Annotated in this window: 23 protein-coding genes and 1 tRNA gene; 10 read left to right on the forward strand and 14 right to left on the reverse strand. The window is 33.4% G+C overall.

Annotated features, from left to right (window positions below; translation table 11 throughout):
- Positions 1-100: 100 nt before the first annotated feature.
- Positions 101-1,117, forward strand: coding sequence for a siroheme decarboxylase subunit alpha (gene ahbA, locus C5F49_RS02875; RefSeq protein WP_179363587.1), 1,017 nt, complete (start codon positions 101-103; stop codon positions 1,115-1,117).
- On the opposite strand, the gene C5F49_RS02880 is transcribed toward ahbA, so the two are convergent.
- From C5F49_RS02880 to C5F49_RS02930, 11 genes are all read right to left on the reverse strand, one after another.
- Positions 1,114-1,452, reverse strand: coding sequence for a hypothetical protein (locus C5F49_RS02880; protein ID WP_179363238.1), 339 nt, complete (start codon positions 1,450-1,452; stop codon positions 1,114-1,116). The two genes, ahbA and C5F49_RS02880, sit on opposite strands and share 4 nt — an antisense overlap.
- 7 nt (positions 1,453-1,459) lie before the next feature.
- Positions 1,460-2,458, reverse strand: coding sequence for an aldo/keto reductase (locus tag C5F49_RS02885; RefSeq protein WP_179363239.1), 999 nt, complete (start codon positions 2,456-2,458; stop codon positions 1,460-1,462).
- A gap of 79 nt (positions 2,459-2,537) precedes the next feature.
- Positions 2,538-3,212, reverse strand: coding sequence for a chlorite dismutase family protein (locus C5F49_RS02890; RefSeq protein WP_179363240.1), 675 nt, complete (start codon positions 3,210-3,212; stop codon positions 2,538-2,540).
- Positions 3,213-3,257: 45 nt separating this feature from the next.
- Positions 3,258-3,470, reverse strand: coding sequence for a DUF167 domain-containing protein (locus C5F49_RS02895; protein WP_179363241.1), 213 nt, complete (start codon positions 3,468-3,470; stop codon positions 3,258-3,260).
- Positions 3,471-3,503: 33 nt separating this feature from the next.
- Positions 3,504-4,274 (reverse strand): Fe-S cluster assembly ATPase SufC, encoded by a 771-nt coding sequence (sufC, locus tag C5F49_RS02900; RefSeq protein ID WP_179363242.1) that lies wholly within the window; start codon positions 4,272-4,274, stop codon positions 3,504-3,506.
- Positions 4,275-4,368: 94 nt separating this feature from the next.
- Positions 4,369-5,322: a transcription initiation factor IIB gene (locus C5F49_RS02905; protein ID WP_179363243.1), complete on the reverse strand. Its 954-nt coding sequence runs from the start codon at positions 5,320-5,322 to the stop codon at positions 4,369-4,371.
- Positions 5,322-5,588 carry an H/ACA ribonucleoprotein complex subunit GAR1 gene (locus C5F49_RS02910; RefSeq protein ID WP_179363244.1) on the reverse strand — a complete coding sequence of 89 codons (267 nt, stop codon included), beginning with the start codon at positions 5,586-5,588 and terminating at the stop codon, positions 5,322-5,324. Before C5F49_RS02910 ends, C5F49_RS02905 begins: the two co-directional genes overlap by 1 nt.
- Positions 5,589-5,662: 74 nt before the next feature.
- Positions 5,663-5,962, reverse strand: a complete 300-nt coding sequence (locus C5F49_RS02915; RefSeq protein ID WP_179363245.1) for a signal recognition particle subunit SRP19/SEC65 family protein — start codon at positions 5,960-5,962, stop codon at positions 5,663-5,665.
- Between the two features lie 2 nt (positions 5,963-5,964).
- On the reverse strand, positions 5,965-6,348 hold the full coding sequence (locus C5F49_RS02920; protein ID WP_179363246.1) for a 30S ribosomal protein S8e: 384 nt from the start codon (positions 6,346-6,348) through the stop codon (positions 5,965-5,967).
- A gap of 63 nt (positions 6,349-6,411) precedes the next feature.
- Positions 6,412-6,987: an SMC-Scp complex subunit ScpB gene (gene scpB, locus C5F49_RS02925; RefSeq protein WP_179363247.1), complete on the reverse strand. Its 576-nt coding sequence runs from the start codon at positions 6,985-6,987 to the stop codon at positions 6,412-6,414.
- Positions 6,988-7,003: 16 nt separating this feature from the next.
- Positions 7,004-7,681, reverse strand: a complete 678-nt coding sequence (locus tag C5F49_RS02930; protein ID WP_179363248.1) for a chromosome segregation protein ScpA — start codon at positions 7,679-7,681, stop codon at positions 7,004-7,006.
- A gap of 94 nt (positions 7,682-7,775) precedes the next feature.
- Between C5F49_RS02930 and C5F49_RS02935 the strand changes: the two genes are divergently transcribed.
- Both C5F49_RS02935 and C5F49_RS02940 read left to right on the forward strand, forming a co-directional pair.
- Positions 7,776-8,828, forward strand: coding sequence for an alcohol dehydrogenase (locus C5F49_RS02935; protein WP_179363249.1), 1,053 nt, complete (start codon positions 7,776-7,778; stop codon positions 8,826-8,828).
- A 51-nt stretch (positions 8,829-8,879) separates the two neighbouring features.
- Complete coding sequence (locus C5F49_RS02940) at positions 8,880-9,629, forward strand: response regulator (protein ID WP_179363250.1); 750 nt, start codon at positions 8,880-8,882, stop codon at positions 9,627-9,629.
- Here C5F49_RS02940 and C5F49_RS02945 read toward each other — a convergent pair.
- A complete protein-coding gene (locus C5F49_RS02945) occupies positions 9,621-10,121 on the reverse strand; it encodes an Lrp/AsnC family transcriptional regulator (protein WP_179363251.1) in 501 nt (166 codons plus the stop codon). The genes C5F49_RS02940 and C5F49_RS02945 overlap by 9 nt on opposite strands.
- A 69-nt stretch (positions 10,122-10,190) precedes the next feature.
- Positions 10,191-10,754, reverse strand: a complete 564-nt coding sequence (locus tag C5F49_RS02950; RefSeq protein WP_179363252.1) for a YkgJ family cysteine cluster protein — start codon at positions 10,752-10,754, stop codon at positions 10,191-10,193.
- A gap of 105 nt (positions 10,755-10,859) precedes the next feature.
- Between C5F49_RS02950 and C5F49_RS02955 the strand changes: the two genes are divergently transcribed.
- The 5 genes from C5F49_RS02955 (at position 10,860) to C5F49_RS02975 (ending at position 15,306) form a co-directional block, all read left to right on the forward strand.
- The gene (locus tag C5F49_RS02955) at positions 10,860-11,171 is read left to right on the forward strand and encodes a translation initiation factor eIF-1A (protein WP_179363253.1); all 312 of its coding nucleotides are present in this window, start codon (positions 10,860-10,862) and stop codon (positions 11,169-11,171) included.
- A gap of 67 nt (positions 11,172-11,238) precedes the next feature.
- Positions 11,239-11,433 carry a cold-shock protein gene (locus tag C5F49_RS02960; protein ID WP_179363254.1) on the forward strand — a complete coding sequence of 65 codons (195 nt, stop codon included), beginning with the start codon at positions 11,239-11,241 and terminating at the stop codon, positions 11,431-11,433.
- Between the two features lie 165 nt (positions 11,434-11,598).
- Positions 11,599-12,528 (forward strand): SPFH domain-containing protein, encoded by a 930-nt coding sequence (locus C5F49_RS02965; RefSeq protein ID WP_179363255.1) that lies wholly within the window; start codon positions 11,599-11,601, stop codon positions 12,526-12,528.
- 17 nt (positions 12,529-12,545) lie between these two features.
- Positions 12,546-13,397 carry a hypothetical protein gene (locus tag C5F49_RS02970; RefSeq protein WP_179363256.1) on the forward strand — a complete coding sequence of 284 codons (852 nt, stop codon included), beginning with the start codon at positions 12,546-12,548 and terminating at the stop codon, positions 13,395-13,397.
- Between the two features lie 67 nt (positions 13,398-13,464).
- Positions 13,465-15,306, forward strand: coding sequence for an FG-GAP-like repeat-containing protein (locus C5F49_RS02975; RefSeq protein ID WP_179363257.1), 1,842 nt, complete (start codon positions 13,465-13,467; stop codon positions 15,304-15,306).
- A gap of 122 nt (positions 15,307-15,428) precedes the next feature.
- Here C5F49_RS02975 and C5F49_RS02980 read toward each other — a convergent pair.
- A tRNA-Tyr gene (locus C5F49_RS02980) sits at positions 15,429-15,555 on the reverse strand.
- A 109-nt stretch (positions 15,556-15,664) separates the two neighbouring features.
- Here C5F49_RS02980 and C5F49_RS02985 point away from each other — a divergent pair.
- Both C5F49_RS02985 and C5F49_RS02990 read left to right on the forward strand, forming a co-directional pair.
- On the forward strand, positions 15,665-16,276 hold the full coding sequence (locus tag C5F49_RS02985; protein WP_179363258.1) for a hypothetical protein: 612 nt from the start codon (positions 15,665-15,667) through the stop codon (positions 16,274-16,276).
- A gap of 33 nt (positions 16,277-16,309) precedes the next feature.
- Positions 16,310-16,723, forward strand: coding sequence for a translation initiation factor IF-5A (locus C5F49_RS02990; RefSeq protein ID WP_179363259.1), 414 nt, complete (start codon positions 16,310-16,312; stop codon positions 16,721-16,723).
- Positions 16,724-16,775 lie beyond the last annotated feature (52 nt).

Below are 16,775 nucleotides of genomic sequence, written 5' to 3' on the forward strand. Positions count from 1 at the left end.
ATCAAAGGCACCCCAGTTTCTATTTATGTATTAAATTTCAGAGCGTGAAATACCAGCTACATTTTTAATTGAATGGTCAGGTTACTGACTTATGACTTCTATGGATGAATCTGATAAAGAACTTCTAAATGAAATTCAATGGACGTTTCCTCTAGTAACAAGACCTTTTGATGCAATTGCTAAAAAATTCAATACTACTCCTGAAGATATCAAGTCTCGTCTAAAAGAACTAAAAGAAATTGGTGTTCTGAGACAATTAAGTGCAATTTTTGATACTCGAAAACTAGGATATACTAGTTCTCTAGTAGCTATGGAAATTGAATCTGATAAATTAGATTATGTTGCAAGCCAAATCAATCGTCATCCTGGTGTAAGTCACAATTATGAACGGGATCACGAGTTTAATCTATGGTTTACTTTAGCTGTTCCTCCAGGTGCTGATTTGAAAGCAGAGCTTGAAAAATTCAATGTCTTAAAAGGAATTAAAAAAGTAAGAATGCTTCCTACATTACAATTATTCAAAATTGGTGTTAAACTTGACATGGTAGATGACAAGAAACATGAAATTGCACCTAGTGAAGAGAAAAAAGAAGTTAAAAATGTAGAATTTAATCCAACTGAAGAAGATAAAGACTTTATCCGTGAATTACAAAAAGACATGGATATTATTGATGAACCATTTGTCCTTGCAGCAAAAAATCTTGGAATAACTGAAAATGAATTATTTGAAAAAATGAAACACTATGAAAATATTGGAGTCATGCGAAGATTTGCTGCAATCTTAAGACACAGACAAGTTGGATTTACTGCAAATGGAATGATTGTATGGAAAGTTCCAGAAGATAGAATTAAACAAGTTGGAGAAACATTGGGCTCATTTCCACAGGTAAGTCATTGTTATGAAAGACCAACATATGCTGATTGGCCATACAATGTCTTTTCAATGATTCATTGTAAAACTCATGATGAGGCATATGAGGTGGCAAAAACCATTCAAGATCAAATTAATGTAGATGAATACAATATCCTTTTCAGCTCCCGTGAATTCAAAAAAACACGTGTTGAATATTTTGTAGAGAATTCTTTTAGTTTAGAAGAAACACTTTCAGCATCTTAGATCTCGTTTTTATCGTGCCCTACGACATGAATTGTACAAAAGTACTGATCATTCATGTTGCAATAGTAGGTTGAATCATCTCCACATTCTTTACATGGAGGTTTTTCATCTAATTCTGATAATTTAGTGTGGTATACTTTACTTCTAGTAGTGATGTTTGAATTTTTGTAGATTCTTGTTATGTTGGCATAATATTCTAATTCTTCAGGATTTAATTTCTGTTCATTTTTTATCTTTTTAATCATAGATTCCCATTTTTTGTATTTGCCAATTTTGGCTAGTTTCATCCTTTCAATTATTTCAATGGTTTTTTCTGAATCTATGGGGGTATCCATTTACAAATTAACTTGCTTGTGGTGTTGCTTTTAATTCGTATGGAGGCCAAGAATTGTACAACTCTTCAACTTCTTTCATATCTGAGTCTGAAATGTATTTTCCATCTGACATTTGAGCATAATTTACAATCTCTTCTTCACTGATCATTGTTGGAAGTACTGTTGCAAATCCTTTCTTAGTCATCATATGCTTCATTGCAAATTCTGTAATGCTTAGACCATTTCTGTCTGCAATTGGTTTGAATTGTTCGACTTTTTCTAATGATGCTTTGAGCCATTCTCTTTTTCTAACTGATCTATGATCATTGTCATCAAATTTTGTATCTGCATTGACTTTTCCTGTTAAAATTCCTGATGCCTCTGGAACTCTAACTAGAATTCCTACATCTTTTTCTTCAGCTTTTTTCATTAATTCGTTTCCTGGTGTTTGTTCTAAAATATTGTAAACTGTTTGGACTGCACTGATGTTTGGTTTATCCATAGCTTCCAATCCTTCTTGTGTCCATCCAATTGCTGGACCTAGAGCAATTTGATATGTTTTGATTGAACCATCTTTGATGAAACTATCAAGTAAATTGTATATTGAATCATCTCTTACGTCTTTGAGTTTTGGATTGTGTACTCCATACATGTCAAGATGATCTGTTTGTAATCTCTCTAAACTATTTCTTAGTGCCATTCTAGTATAATCTTCATCAAATTTTTGTGGAAGTTCTTTATGTCCAATTTGTTCAACATTTCTAAAATCATAACCGTATTTTGTTGAAATGACAACCTCGTCTCTCATGTCTTTGAAGACTTCGCCAATTAATTTTTCACTTAATCCTTTACCATACAAATCTCCGGTTTCAAAGAAATTAATTCCAACGTCATAAGCTTTTTTGAGCATTCTTTTTGCTTCATCTTCTTCAATTTTTTTGCCCCACCAATCAAGAGCAATCGCCCATGCTCCAAATCCAATCTCTGAGATTTCGATATCTGTTTTTCCTAGTTTGTTGTATTTCAAAACTGTTTTCTGATCTGAAATTTCATCATTTATGTTTATCCAAGATTTGCACCTGTGATTTTAAAATTATTTGAATGGATTAACCTAGACTGGAAATCAGTGGAACTAGGTCTTTTTTGACACATACGATCATCGGAATGTCATTTTTTACATATGTTGAGACTTGGGTTTCTCGTAAATCCATGATCAAATCTTGAAAATCTCTGATATCATCTACTTCAAATGCTAACATGAAATCTTCATCATGTATTCCAAAAGAGTATGTGGTGTTGAGAATAATCTGTGGGTATTTTCGACTTACTTCAATATGCTCATCCATAATTTCTTGACGCTTTTCTTTAGGAAGTAGATACCACTCTCTTGTTTTTGTAAATGGGTATACTATGACGTGTTTTTTTGGATCATTTCCTGTAAGAAACCCATGCACCTTTTGTTCTTGTACATAGAGAGATGGTCTTGTGCATGACAGATATGTTCTTGATGGAACTATGTATTTCCCAAATACAGTTTTGTAAATTTTTTCAATGACTGTTTGAATTTCTTCAACTGTTTTTGCTGCAAACCAAATTAGAAAATCAGCATCATCTCTTAATCCTAAATTTGAATATGTTCTATACATAATCCCTGAATTGTTCATTACATTTTCCACTTCTTTTGCAGACTCTTCTTTTGCCAAGTCTGCCATCCATCTCCATTTAGGATCCACTTTGAAAAATGAGAAATTGAAATAATATTGGTTATCTTCTTCTGACATATCCATCTCAATTTTGAAACCCTATTTAAACAAAAACTAGATTCTCTACTGTGAAATCTCTATAATTTTTTCTGATGTTTTATGTCCTGACTTTATTTGTACAAGTGCTGTAGATATTTTGAAATGTTTTGCAATTTTTTTAATAATTTCTTTGTTTGCCTCACCTTTAATTGGCTTTGATTTTATTCCGATAATAATTTCATCATTAATTATTTCTAAAACATCTTTAGAAAATTCTACATGTACTTTGTATATCAATAGTTTTTTAGAATGTTCTTTGGTTAAAATTGATTAGGCTGATTGTTCTAAAGCCCATTCGTATCCTTCTGCTTCGAGTTTGTCTGCAAGTGATGCATCACCTGTTTTCAATACTTGACCTCTTGCAAATACGTGAACAAAATCTAATTTATCTAGGAATTTTAAAATTCTGGCATAGTGAGTGATGATAATAATTGTTGCATCTTTATCTGCAACTTTACTGATTGCCTGTGCTACTGCTTGTACGGCATCAATATCTAATCCTGAATCTGGTTCATCTAAAATTGAAATTTTTGGTTTTAGGACTGCCATTTGTAATACTTCGGCACGTTTCTTTTCTCCACCGGAAAATCCTTCGTTGAGATATCTTGAAAGGAATTCTTCTTTCAAACCAACTTTTTCTAAATTTTCTTTAAGATATTTTTGAAATTCTCTAACTGTGATGAATACTTCTCTGTTGTCTCCTTGCATTGCTTTACTTAGAGAGTTGTATGCAGTTCTTAGAAAGTGAGAAAATCCTACACCTGAAACTTCAGTTGGGTATTGAAATCCTAAGAATAATCCTTTCTTTGCTCTCTCATCTGCTGATAATTCTAAAATGCTTTCACCATCTAACAAAATATCTCCTTTTGTGACTTCATATTTTGGGTGTGCAAGTAATGTGTATGCTAATGTACTTTTTCCTGAACCGTTTGGTCCCATAATGGCATGCACTTCTCCTGGGCCTGTTTTCAAATTGACTCCTTTTAGAATCTCTTTACCTTCTCTAGATACGTGAAGATCTTTGATTTCTAATACTGCCATGTTTCGATTTGTTTTGATTCTCTATATAATACCGACGAAATTTAGCTAATCCTAACCGTGATGATAAATAATAAAATGAAAAAGGGGGGTGTAATTAGTTGGCCAGAGATGGTCTCAAAGTAATTTTGAGCTTATAGCATGTTAGAATCTCTTTACATCTATTTCTGATAGTGACTTCTGTAACTCCTGCAACACTTGAAACGTCTCTTTGTAGGACATTTTGACCAAGTAGAACTGATGCTACATACAGATATGCTGCGGCTATACCATTTGGTGCCTTTCCGTCAGCGATGCTGCTGTCTTTAGTTTTCTCAGCAATTTCTAAGGCTAGTCTTTCAACTCTTACCTCAGTCTGAGTCATATTTGCTATCTTTGAGATGTATTTGTCCATGGTTACAACTGGGGCGTGTAGATGTCCCATTTCCATTACCATGGTTCGATAGTATCTAGCTGCAAGTTTTGTTTTTGATTTAACATCTTTTGCTGGACAAATTCCTCGACAAATTTCTTCTAATGATCTTACTACATCACATTGTTTGCATGCCATGTAAATCGTAGCTGCTGTAATGCTTACTACTGATTTTCCCTTTACATCGACATGTCCATCCAAGTTTCTGTAGATCATAGATGAGGTTTCCAAAACATTCTTTGAAAGATTTAGACTTTCACATGTTTCACCCATTTTTGTTAAAACATTTGCTAATCTTCTTTCTTTTGGTGAGGAAACTCGTACTCTTTGTTGCCACTTTCTGAGATTGTTCATTTGATTTGCGACACCGTGGTTGATTGTTTTTCCACTGTAGTCTTTTGAACTAATTGATATCTCGGTAGTTATTCCCAAATCATGTTGGGAGTAGGTTGTTTGTCCTGTTGCTCTTGCTAGCTTCATCTTATCTTCGAAGTTTGAGCTTATTGTTTCTGGACCAAAGTCTGCAATCTGATCATCGACTACTACGCCGCAACCAGAGCAGATTATTTCACCATTCTGCATGTCGTCTACTAATGTAGATTTACATTCAGGACAGTTTTGTTTTTCTAGTATGTTCATTATTTTTTTCTCCTAAATCTTTTTGGTTTGTTAGCAGGGGATTCTTGATCAACGTAAACTTGTTTGCCGATGTATTTTTTGATATTATTTGTTAATGGCGTTGCTGATGCATACGGTCTTTTTATTGGACCTATCAGTTCGTTTACTTTTGCAACTCTAGTTCCCGTTTTGTCACAGAGTATCTGTCCTTCAACTAATTCTGTTGATAGTTGAATGATTACCCTGCCACTACCGGCTAGGTGCATTATTTCGCCTACCTCCTGCAATTAGAATTACTAATGATCGTAGTCTTATCATAGACTTCTGTCAACTTTACTTTAGCTAAGAGCTAGAATTCATTTTATTTGGACTGCTTTGATCTTTTTGCCACTAACTTTTCTGAAATTTTGTTTAGTATTTTTGTCTTGGAGGATCCTTTTGGTACGATAACATACCCTGACCTTACAAATGGTCTTTTAGGAAATCTTACCTTGTCATCTGATTCTGTAATTTCCAATCCCCCAGCTTTTGTCGCATCCATTAATTCTTTTAATGAAGGATCAAAAACACATTTTTCTAAACCTAATCTTCTACCTTTAGATTTTTTTAAATTCTTGTTGAAATAATCTAACCAGATTACGACATGCTCGTAATCTTTCATGTTTACTCCTTTACTAAAATTGCGTTAACTATTCCGTTTTGTCCTGGTTTTGAAACAACTTTGCATTTGCCTTCTGCTGTTTCAAGAATTGCACCCTTTGTAATGATGCCACGTCTTTGATAATCATTGTTTGTAGCGTTTTCTAATACTTTGATAATTTTTGTTTTCTTTACTTTAGCTTCACCTGTTGCTAAATTAACAAAGTCAATTGTCTTCAAAGCTGTTTTTTTATTATTGCCTCTAACTCTTCTAGTTACTGTAACTTGAGCTCCATTGATTGGCTCATTTGGATATCTATCAGTTTCATATTTTCTTCTAATTCTAAGTGGAACTCTTCTTCCACCAGTAATTTTACTGGTTGCTAAGTTCTCTACGGATTTTCTCACGAATGTTGTCTAAATTACTCTAATTTATACAAAACGCAAAAAATTAGCCTTGAGTTAAAATTTCTAGTTAACTTCTGATGCAACAGGTGGTGTTGGAGTTGTTTGTCTGCTGGCAGTTTTTCTCACTTTGGAGAATAATCTTTGTTTTAGATCTTCTACGTCTCCTTGAATTCCAAAGTATTTTTGGAATTTATCAGTTGTTGAAAAAATTTTCATTCGTCCAACGTTTTGACTAGAGATGTAATCTAGTTGTCTTAATTCTTTGAGATGTGCATACACTCCAGATCCTCTTGTCTCGACAAGTTGTTTTGATGAGATGGGTTGCATATATGCAATGTATGATAATGTCTTGAGTGTTGCATTTGGTAACACTGGTTTTGATGCATACCTTTTGACAGTTGAACTGTATTCTGGTTTTAATTGCATCACGTATGATCCGTCTGGAAGTATGACAATTTCTAATGCCTTGAAAGCTGACTTTGTCTTTTTCATAATGCTCTCAAGTAAGGCAAGTGTTTTTGTTCTAGATTCTGTGCCTGAAGCTCGTACAATGTCTTCAATTCTAAGTGGCCTGCCTGCAGAATACAATGCTGCTTCTATTCTTGCTGTAGCCTCATCTAAATTCTCAACTTTTACCATTTTTTTACACCTTTGATTAATTTGTCAATTCATCTTTCATGACGATAATTTTGATGTCATCTTCTGCTTGTTCGAGGTCAACTTTTTGGTCTCTTGCCAAAAATAATGCTGCAAAGAAACATCTGATGGAGTCGACTTGATCCAAGTCTACGATGATGTCTTGTAATAATCCAAATCCTGCAGCAGCTATTTTTTTCATAATGAGGTCTTCGTATTTTCCAATGATGCTTTCAAGTGATATGAAAAAGTCTTGAAAGTCTGGGGCTTCAATTGGCTCAATTTCTAAATGTCTGTTTCGTCTGGATTGTGGGTTTGCAATTGTACCTATGAGATTTTGTAATAATCCTAACAAGTCATCTAATGAAACTGGATATGTGGATTCATGTCTATATGGAATATCAATTAATTCAATATCTGCATCGGTTCTTTGATGCATTGGTTTTCTCTCCATTGCTGCTTTTTGTAGTGCAAAAATACTTTCTACTTTCATTCTGTAAATTAGTGATGATGATAAAGCGGCCATTCCTGCAACTTTGAGATCTTTCTTTCCTGTTTTTTCAAGAATTTTTATTAATAAATTTAAAATTTGAATTAGGTCAATTTCCCAAACGTCTTTTTTAACAACTGATGACGGGCTAAATAGAATGTTTACTGGTTCCTGAGAAATACTGTTGGGAGTTTGTGATTCGCTCACATACTTTCTCTTTGACTATTCAATAATATCTAAGGGCTCTACTTTTTTCTCACATCCAGTCAACTCTTATATTGTTAGTGTGGAAAAATGAACTATGAAATCTGCTAGGATCTTAGGCCCAAATGAGCCTCTTGCAGTCTCTGAAAGTGATACCCCAAAACCACAAGGTGCACAAGTTCTAGTTAAAGTGAAATCAGTTGGTGTATGCCATAGTGATTTACATTTGTGGGAAGGTGGATATGATCTAGGTGATGGTCAATTTATGAAAGTCACTGATAGAGGGGTAAAATATCCTGTAACGCCTGGTCATGAAATTGTGGGAACTGTTGAAGAGATTGGAGATTCTGTTTCTGGAGTTTCAAAAGGAGATCAAGTTTTAGTTTTTCCATGGATTGGATGCGGTGAGTGTCCTGCTTGTAAAGTAGAAAATGAAAATCTATGCGATGCCCCAAGATCTATGGGTGTTTTTCAAGATGGGGGTTATTCTGATTATGCATTAATTCCTGATTCAAAATATTTGGCAAAACTTGATGGTGTTGATCCTGATGCTGCTACTTCACTTGCATGTTCTGGTCTAACTGCTTACACTGCTATCAAAAAAGCAAACCAAAATTCACCTGAATTTATTGTGATTGTTGGCGCTGGTGGCTTGGGATTGATGGGTGTACAAATTGCATCAGCCATAACTGATGCTAAGATTATTTGTGTTGACTTGGATGATAAAAAATTAGAAACAGCAAAAGAAATGGGTGCTCATTTCACAGTAAATTCCAAAGACCCTGAAACAACTAAAAAAATAATGTCAATCTGTAATGATAAAGGTGCAGATAGTGTTGTTGATTTTGTTAATGCTCCTCCAACTGCAAAATTAGATTTTGCAATACTTAGAAAACGTGGTAACTTGGTTCTTGTTGGATTATTTGGCGGTTCTATTGAATTATCCCTTGTTACAATTCCTCTAAAATCAATTATCATTCAAGGTGCATATACTGGAAATTACACTGATATGGTGGAACTACTTGATCTTGCACGAAAAGGTACAATTAATCCAGTAATTTCAAAAAGATATTCCTTAGATGATGCAAACACTGCTCTTGAAGATCTCAAAGCCCGAAAAATTATTGGGCGTGCTGTGATAAATCCATAGTTCATTAGGCTGCTACAAAATTTTATAACAGAAAAAATTTGAGTGTTATTATTGGATACTAAAACAAGCTGTGAAATAGCATTAACTCATCTTAAAAATAAACAATTCATTACTGCTCATAATCTTTTTCTAAACCAAGCTGAATTGATAAAAAAATCAGACCTTCTAAAGTCTGCTTTGTTATACATGCTAGCAAGTGAATGCAGAAATAGACAAGGAAAAAATTCTGAAAATGAAATTAAACAAGCAAGTGATTTGTTTTTAAAATATTCTAAAGCAAAAGATTCTACAAATGTTAAAGGTGCTTTACTATGTGCATCAAAATGTCTTTTAAGTTTAGGTGAATTTGACAAAGCTAAAGTTGCATATCAAAAAGCAAAATTAATGTTTCAAACACCTATCTCCACTATTCGACCTATTGTAATCATTGATGACAGTAAATCAATTGCAATGAAACTAAAAACATATGCTGAAAAACTGGGCTATTCTGAAATTCATGTCTTTGAAAATGGAAAAGATGGAGTGAAGGGATGCAAAAAACTATTTTCTGAAAACCAAACACCTGTAGTATTACTTGACATGGGATTGCCTGATTTAGAAGGTGATGTGGTTGCTACAAAATTATTAAATGAAAAAATTGATTTACAGATTGTAGTAATTACTGCTGATGAAAAAACAACTACTCGTGTTAACAAAACTATTAGTTCTGGTGTTTCTGCATTTATTCAAAAACCATTCACACTTGATGAAGTTAAAAATGCAATAGATATTGCAGAATCTGAATATTCCTTACTACAATAACAATAATGACATGTTCAGAATGTTTACATCTTTAATGTCAATTTCATTTATTCTATAATCAATCAACTCATCTGAAAATTTCTCTACAATTTTTTGAGATGTGTTTGTTTTTTCTGAATTTATTTGTAATAGTACGAGCATGTTCCATTCCCCCTCCATGTTTGATATTAGTAGATAATTGTCCATTTTTGTAATAAAATCTTTGATTGAATCTTTTACTGCTTCAAGTGATTTGGATGGTTTTAATTTCATTAACACTGCTTGGTATTGATTAATTCCTGATACGTCTGTTAGAACTGCTTTGTATCCTTTGATGATTCCACTTTTTTCTAAACGCTCTATTCTTTTTCTAATTGTTCTATCTGAAACGTCATGACCTGATTTTTTTAATTCAGATGCAATTTCTTTTGATGGGGTCCTTGCATTATTGTTAAGAATTTCAATAATTTTTTGATCAACCTTGTCTAAATTTGACCAAGCATCTTCGCTCATGTTATTGCAAATATGTAATGCCTTTTGAATTTTTGGCTGAATTTGTACTGATTTGTATGCTTGGGATATTTACTGCTCTAAAATCCAACCTGATTCCAATACCTTTTGATCCTCTATCTCTCCAACGTTTGTAGCATATCTCCAGATGACTTGAGCATCTGGAATCATTTTTTCTTTAATTTTTAAAAGCGCTTCAGTTTCAGCATGTAAATTCCCATCTGCATTCCCATGCTCTTTGCAAAATTTGCATTTTTGATCTAGTGTGATTGGCTCTGTTTCAATCAAAGGATATGCAGTACATGCAAGAGGTCTTTGATTGTATATCTTACATGGGAATCCGCCATGTGGTGATTTATCTCCACTATCTTTATCTAAAAATGGGCATGTGTTCCCGTTTTTCTCTGCACCCATTAATTGATATGCTAAAATTTTTGTTGGAAGGGTATTTTTATTTTCAGACATTCCAATTCTTGGTAAAATCTTAATTTCTAAATTATTTTTAATTGCAAGGGTTTCGATTCTTTTTTTCTCTTCAGGTAGAATCAATACTCCTATTTTGCCGAATTTTTTACTTGGATAATATTCTCTTTCAATGCAGCACTGAGAGCACTCATCAATGCATCTAAATTCCATGTATTTTTTTATTCTACTTGATAGAAATCTCTTATGCTTAATTTTTGCTAATTTTTCTCATCAAATAACCCTACCAGTTATATGCTGATAATGGAAATAAGTGATATGGGTAAGCGCCAAGTAAAAAATGAGAGTGCACTAAAAGAAATTCGATTACCTGAAGAGGGTGAACTTTTCGGCCGTGTTTTAAAAATGATGGGAGGAGAAAATGTCATGATAAAATGCGATGATAATGTCACTCGTCGTGGAAGAATTCGTGGTAAACTAAAGAGAAGAGTCTGGATTAGAGATAATGATATTGTAATTATTGCTCCATGGGATTTCAAAGAGGATGAACGAGGCGATATTGTTTGGAGATTTACAATTCCTCAAGTTGAATGGCTCAAAGATAACAAGCACATTGCAAAAGATTTCTAATTTTCACGTCTAACTTTATTTCGTTTTAATGCTTTAGTTAATATAGTGAATATTTTATTTCCATGTAATGTCAGAAACAGGAACTGTAAAATGGTTCAACCGAACAAAAGGCTTTGGTTTTATTGAAAGAGAAGGTGGAGACGATCTGTTTGTTCACAAATCAGATGTTGACGGATTCATCAACGAAGGCGATAAAGTCGAGTTTGTAGTAGGCGAAGGTCAAAAAGGCCCAGCAGCACAACAAGTCAAAAAATCAGCATAGGCAACAAATTTTTTAATTTAAGATTTCAATTTGTTTTCTTAAACTAGTCTATCTTTTTATTATTTTTAAAAGTACAACTTTAATTTATTATGGCTCACATTTTGTGCCCGATGTTATTTAAAATAACATACAGATACTAATGTGTGAAAATATGAGATATATCCTATGGCTGAATTGGATGTTGGAATTTTAATTGGACAGATTATTCTCGGATTAATTGTAATTGGAATTTTACTTTCTGGAATCCGAATTATTAGACCTACAAACAGGGCAGCTATTGAGACACTTGGAAAATACACACGATTCCAAAATTCTGGTATTACATTCATTATTCCATTTGTTCAAAAAATGTATTCTGTAAACATTACAGAACAGTTAGTTGATGTCATGCGTCAAGAAGTAATTACAAAGGATAACCTAAACTGTACAGTTGATGCTCAAGTCTACTTTAAAGTGGGTGCATCTGAGAAAGAGCTCAAAAGTGCATTATACCAAGTAAATAATTATGATATTCAAATTGTTCAGCTAGCCCGTACAACATTAAGAAATGTAATTGGAGATAATGTTTTTAAAGATGTAAACTCTCAACGTGGCAAACTTAATCACGAGGTTTTTGAAACCATGGCAATTGAAACAAAAGATTGGGGGATTACTATAGTTCGAGTTGAACTAAAAGAGATTGAACCCCCAGATGACGTTCAAGAAACAATGAACATGGTAATCAAGGCTGAAAATGACAAGCAATCTGCAATTGACTTTGCAAATGCACGTGAGACAAAGGCTGATGGTGAAAGAAGAGCCAGCATTAAAGAGGCCGAAGGTGTACGACAATCTCTTATTTTAGAGGCAGAAGGACAATCACAAGCAATTGAAAGAGTTGCAGCAGCACATGCAAAAGAAATTCAGCTTGTAAACGAATCTGCTGAAAAATATTTTATAGGCAATGCCAAGGAGTTAAAAAAATTAGAAGTAACACAAGCTAGTCTTGAAAATAATTCAAAAATTGTATTGACTGAGCAAGGAATTTCCCCTACATTGGTGTTAAATCAAACTGATGAGAAAATAATTCCTATAAAGTCTGATAAAAAAGAATAATTCTATCACCTAGAAAAATGTACAAATTTTTCATTTTAATTATTGTAATGGTCATTTTGGTATCTTCTGCAGTAGTTGTGTATAGTGGGGTGCTACTTGCTACCATGATTTATGAAGATGAAGAATTTTTCTTGCCTGATATTCCTGAATTAAAAACAGAATTAAATGAAGATTCCAATTTAAATGAAATCCAAGTAGAAGGAATTATTCAATCAACTATCAGGACAGATAAGAAGACATACTATCTTGATGAAACAATTCATGTCACAGGAGAGGGAAATCCGTGGGTTTATCGAATACAATTGACTCATCTTAATGGCGATAATATCGTTAATGCGTGGATAGATTCTAGAGGAATTTCTTATCAATATGATATTGTCTTGAAAAATTATGGGATTGTAATCAATGCTGATCCTAATAGAGAATATATCATAAATGCAATGGATGCAGACAACAATGTTGTTGCTAGCACAAGTGTTTTCATTAACCCCTTGACAACTTCTACAAGTAAATCCCAATCCCTATCTTCTACTGAAACAACGATAGCAATTCAACTTGAAAAATATGCATATGTTGAAAATGAATCCATTCATGTTACAGGACAAATTATCAATCCTGAATTTTCAAAACAAGTTTCTATTAAGATGTATGATGCAGACTCTGGAGAATTGATTAAAGGATTTGTGCACAATTCATCAAGCTTTGTTTCAAAGGAAGGCAAATTTGAGATAGGGTTTGGCTTTAATTGGTTAAATCTTGATGGATTGTATATGGTAACCGTATTTCATAATGGTATGAACACTTCAAAATATTTTACAGTTCAAAGTGTTGATGAAACTACAGCCCCTTTTAACAGTCTAGAATCATAAGATTTGTGCCTAGTGTTATTGTAAATAACATACAGATGGTAATGTATGAAAATCATAAGATGAATTCATGAATAGAGATATGACTCTTCTCAAAGATATAGTAATTCATCCGATTAGTAGTTTCAAAGAAATTGCTGTAAGTGAAAAATATTCTCGCATAGGTATTGGTTTGTTGATATTTTCAATTGTTTATGCCACAATACGCGAAATGAATTTTGAATCATCTTCATTTTACAATTTTTCAGGAGCAACGTGGATGGTGGAAATTATTAGTATTTTTGTAATATTTTATTTTGCAAAAAAACTAGACGGCAAAGGAAAACTTTTTGTATATTTATCGGCATTTGGTTATGCCTCAATTCCGCAAATTATTGGCTTTATTCTGGTTCCAACTGTATTTATTTTTGCAAGCGTTGCTGGAGTTTCCAATGTGATAGATTCATCAACCCTTTCAATAGATGATTTTATTTTTGAACCCTCTGAAATTTATGTTAATTATTTTGGGGAATATCTTCCGTATCAACTTTTTTCATATTTCTTTATTGGATGGTCATTCATTTTAGGAATAATTGCCATAAAATATGTTCATCAAATTAGTTACTTTAAATCAATAATTTCTCTCATCATTGGAATGATTGTTGTTACTATTGTAGTTGGAATTCTTGTAGTGGTTGTAATGAGTATGTTGTTTCTTGTTGGCGATGATTCAAAGTCGTCAATCAGTTCTGAGATTACTCCTACGGATCCTGAATCTACTTCAGTACAAAATGCCATTACAGATAGATTTGCATTAAAAGATCTTGGTGATCCTGTATCTGTTGCTATGGGGGAACTAAATGGTGATGGACTATTGGATCTTGTTGTTGCTAATAGAAATGGAATGACTGCATCTGTTCTTCTAAGTAGGGGTCAAGGGGATTTTCAATCATCAAAAGAGTATGGAATTAGCCATCATGGATCTTCTGTAAATATTGGGGATCTAAATAATGATGGTTACAATGATGTCATTATAGGATTAAATTCGGATAAAGGGGGTGTTGCAATTCTCCAAAATAAAGGAGATGGGACGTTTTATGATGCTCAAATACACAACACAGGAACTTTTTCAAATTCAATATCCCTTCAAGATATGAATAAAGATGGAATGTTGGATATAGTAATTGCAGATAATGACGTATCTATTCTAATTAATAATGGGACGGGAGGTTTTCAAGACATACAAAATTACCCTGCAAATAAAATGCCAAAATCAATTGCCACAGGTGATTTTAACGGTGATGGAAATCTAGACATTGTTGTTCCTAATTTTGACCCTGAGGTAACGATACTTTTGGGTAGTGGTGATGGCACTTTACATACAAAATTTTCTTGGCCATTATCTGAACCTGCATCGAATTCTGTAATGAAGGAAATAAATCAGAAAAAAAATTCATTTAAAGAAGATGGTGTGTATCATTACTCATTTGATTCAATTGTAATTAGACCTTGGTCTGTTTTAACAGGTGATTTTAACGGTGATGGAAATCTAGACATTGCTACATCTAATCAGTACTCTGATAATGTTAGTTTACTTTTTAACAATGGAGATGGAACATTCGAATCTATGTCTCCCATACGCGTTGGAATTGCTCCTAGAGACATTACATCTGCTGATTTTAACGGTGATGGAAATCTAGACATTGCTACTGCAAATTCCATATCAAATGATGTATCTGTTCTTCTTAACAATGGAGATGGAACATTCCAAACAGCAAAAAATTATCTTGTAGGTGGTTATCCTCAGTCAATTACCACAGGTGATCTTAACGATGATGGAAATCTAGACATTGCTACTGCAAATCAATTTTCTAATGATGTTAGCTTACTTTTTGGGGATGGTTCTGGAAATTTCAATTTGCTGGAATCTTAAACCACAATTCAATTTGATTTGGGGAACTCTGGAAAATTACTTAAACGTGGTTGGTCTAGTAGTATGTTGTAAAATTATCAAGATCGCAAAATACTCCAAAACTAAACATTTTCAAAAAACTGTGGTCCCGCGGGACGGAATTGAACCATCGACAACCCGGTTTCTGTATGCCTGATGGGCTGTGTTTCGTTTAGCCATCTAAAGCCAACAACTACAGCCAGGAGCTCTACCAGGCTGAGCTACCACGGGACAAAAAAATGAAGATCTCTACTATTAAAAAACTATTGTAGATGAACCACAAATCTGATCGTCAAGATCTGTATATGCATAAATACCCTGAAAAGTTTTGCAAGTGAGTATGTCCAAACTAGAATTATCTTATTCTGGATACGTATGTGCTCCATATCTGCACAATCATGATTCTATTGATCTAAAAGAGATTTGGACAAAATCAAAAAATATTGAAGAAATGTACTTTGTTACAGGAACATTTTCTAGTGAAAGCAAACCGTACTTTTCTGATTCTACAAACCATTACATTTTAGCCAAATTCAATGACAGTGAACAAATTTCAAAAGATCTTGCAGCTCACAATCAAGAGAAAACATCATTTGTCTTTAACATCAAAGACGGTCTCTTTGAAAGAGAAGTTCAGGGTGATACAAATTTTGTCTCTGTATATTATTTAGAATATGGGGATGAGGGAGATGATTTACAAGATATTGCAAATCTCTTACTAAAAAGGGACAAAATTGAGGTAGCCGGACTAGGAAATATGAATACATTTTGCTTAAACAGTTCAAAATTTACATTTCCTTATTCTGAAAATATTGTTGTAATTGAAGTCGCAAGCGAAAAAAGTCATCAAAGTGTAAAGAAATATTGTGATCAAACTAGACGAGATATTAATCGAAAAGGAATGACAATGACCAATTTGATGAGTCTTTCAATTCTTGAAAAACTAAAGTAGAAAAGTTAAATATTCGAGCAAAAACTGATTTTCATGAGTAAACCTTCTGACCTTGGTTCTTTGAAAATTGGATCATACATTCTATTGCCTCACTCAGATCAACCTAGTGGAGAGCCATGTAGAATTGTAGAATATGATACTTCAAAACCAGGTAAACACGGAGCAGCAAAAGCAAGAATTGTTGGCCAAGGTGTTTTTGATGGTCAAAAAAGACCTCATGTCGGACCCGTCAGTATGCAAATTCACATTCCTCTAATTAACAAAAAAATTGGTCAAATTATCTCAATTAATGGTGATACCATTCAAGTTATGGATTCAGAATCCTTTGAGACTATTGACATATCTTTGATTGATGATGAAGTCAAAGGTAAGTTGGAAAATGGTCAAAATGTAGAATACTGGGTTGTAATGGATAGAACTAAAATAATGCGTGTTAAGAACGATTGATGATGCTGATGATTATCGGAAAAGCCGTCTGATTTCGTGATGACGATTATGA

Source organism: Nitrosopumilus oxyclinae (assembly GCF_013407165.1).
Taxonomy (GTDB): Archaea; Thermoproteota; Nitrososphaeria; order Nitrososphaerales; family Nitrosopumilaceae; genus Nitrosopumilus; species Nitrosopumilus oxyclinae.

Bases quoted from the DNA above. Each gene is read 5' to 3' on its own strand.
- ahbA (WP_179363587.1), top strand. From the start codon at position 101: ATGGATGAATCTGATAAAGAACTTCTAAATGAAATTCAATGGACGTTT.
- C5F49_RS02880 (WP_179363238.1), bottom strand. From the start codon at position 1,452: ATGGATACCCCCATAGATTCAGAAAAAACCATTGAAATAATTGAAAGG.
- C5F49_RS02890 (WP_179363240.1), bottom strand. From the start codon at position 3,212: ATGTCAGAAGAAGATAACCAATATTATTTCAATTTCTCATTTTTCAAA.
- sufC (WP_179363242.1), bottom strand. From the start codon at position 4,274: ATGGCAGTATTAGAAATCAAAGATCTTCACGTATCTAGAGAAGGTAAA.
- C5F49_RS02905 (WP_179363243.1), bottom strand. From the start codon at position 5,322: ATGAACATACTAGAAAAACAAAACTGTCCTGAATGTAAATCTACATTA.
- C5F49_RS02915 (WP_179363245.1), bottom strand. From the start codon at position 5,962: ATGAAAGATTACGAGCATGTCGTAATCTGGTTAGATTATTTCAACAAG.
- scpB (WP_179363247.1), bottom strand. From the start codon at position 6,987: ATGGTAAAAGTTGAGAATTTAGATGAGGCTACAGCAAGAATAGAAGCA.
- C5F49_RS02935 (WP_179363249.1), top strand. From the start codon at position 7,776: ATGAAATCTGCTAGGATCTTAGGCCCAAATGAGCCTCTTGCAGTCTCT.
- C5F49_RS02945 (WP_179363251.1), bottom strand. From the start codon at position 10,121: ATGAGCGAAGATGCTTGGTCAAATTTAGACAAGGTTGATCAAAAAATT.
- C5F49_RS02950 (WP_179363252.1), bottom strand. From the start codon at position 10,754: ATGGAATTTAGATGCATTGATGAGTGCTCTCAGTGCTGCATTGAAAGA.
- C5F49_RS02955 (WP_179363253.1), top strand. From the start codon at position 10,860: ATGGGTAAGCGCCAAGTAAAAAATGAGAGTGCACTAAAAGAAATTCGA.
- C5F49_RS02960 (WP_179363254.1), top strand. From the start codon at position 11,239: ATGTCAGAAACAGGAACTGTAAAATGGTTCAACCGAACAAAAGGCTTT.
- C5F49_RS02965 (WP_179363255.1), top strand. From the start codon at position 11,599: ATGGCTGAATTGGATGTTGGAATTTTAATTGGACAGATTATTCTCGGA.
- C5F49_RS02970 (WP_179363256.1), top strand. From the start codon at position 12,546: ATGTACAAATTTTTCATTTTAATTATTGTAATGGTCATTTTGGTATCT.
- C5F49_RS02975 (WP_179363257.1), top strand. From the start codon at position 13,465: ATGAATAGAGATATGACTCTTCTCAAAGATATAGTAATTCATCCGATT.
- C5F49_RS02985 (WP_179363258.1), top strand. From the start codon at position 15,665: ATGTCCAAACTAGAATTATCTTATTCTGGATACGTATGTGCTCCATAT.
- C5F49_RS02990 (WP_179363259.1), top strand. From the start codon at position 16,310: ATGAGTAAACCTTCTGACCTTGGTTCTTTGAAAATTGGATCATACATT.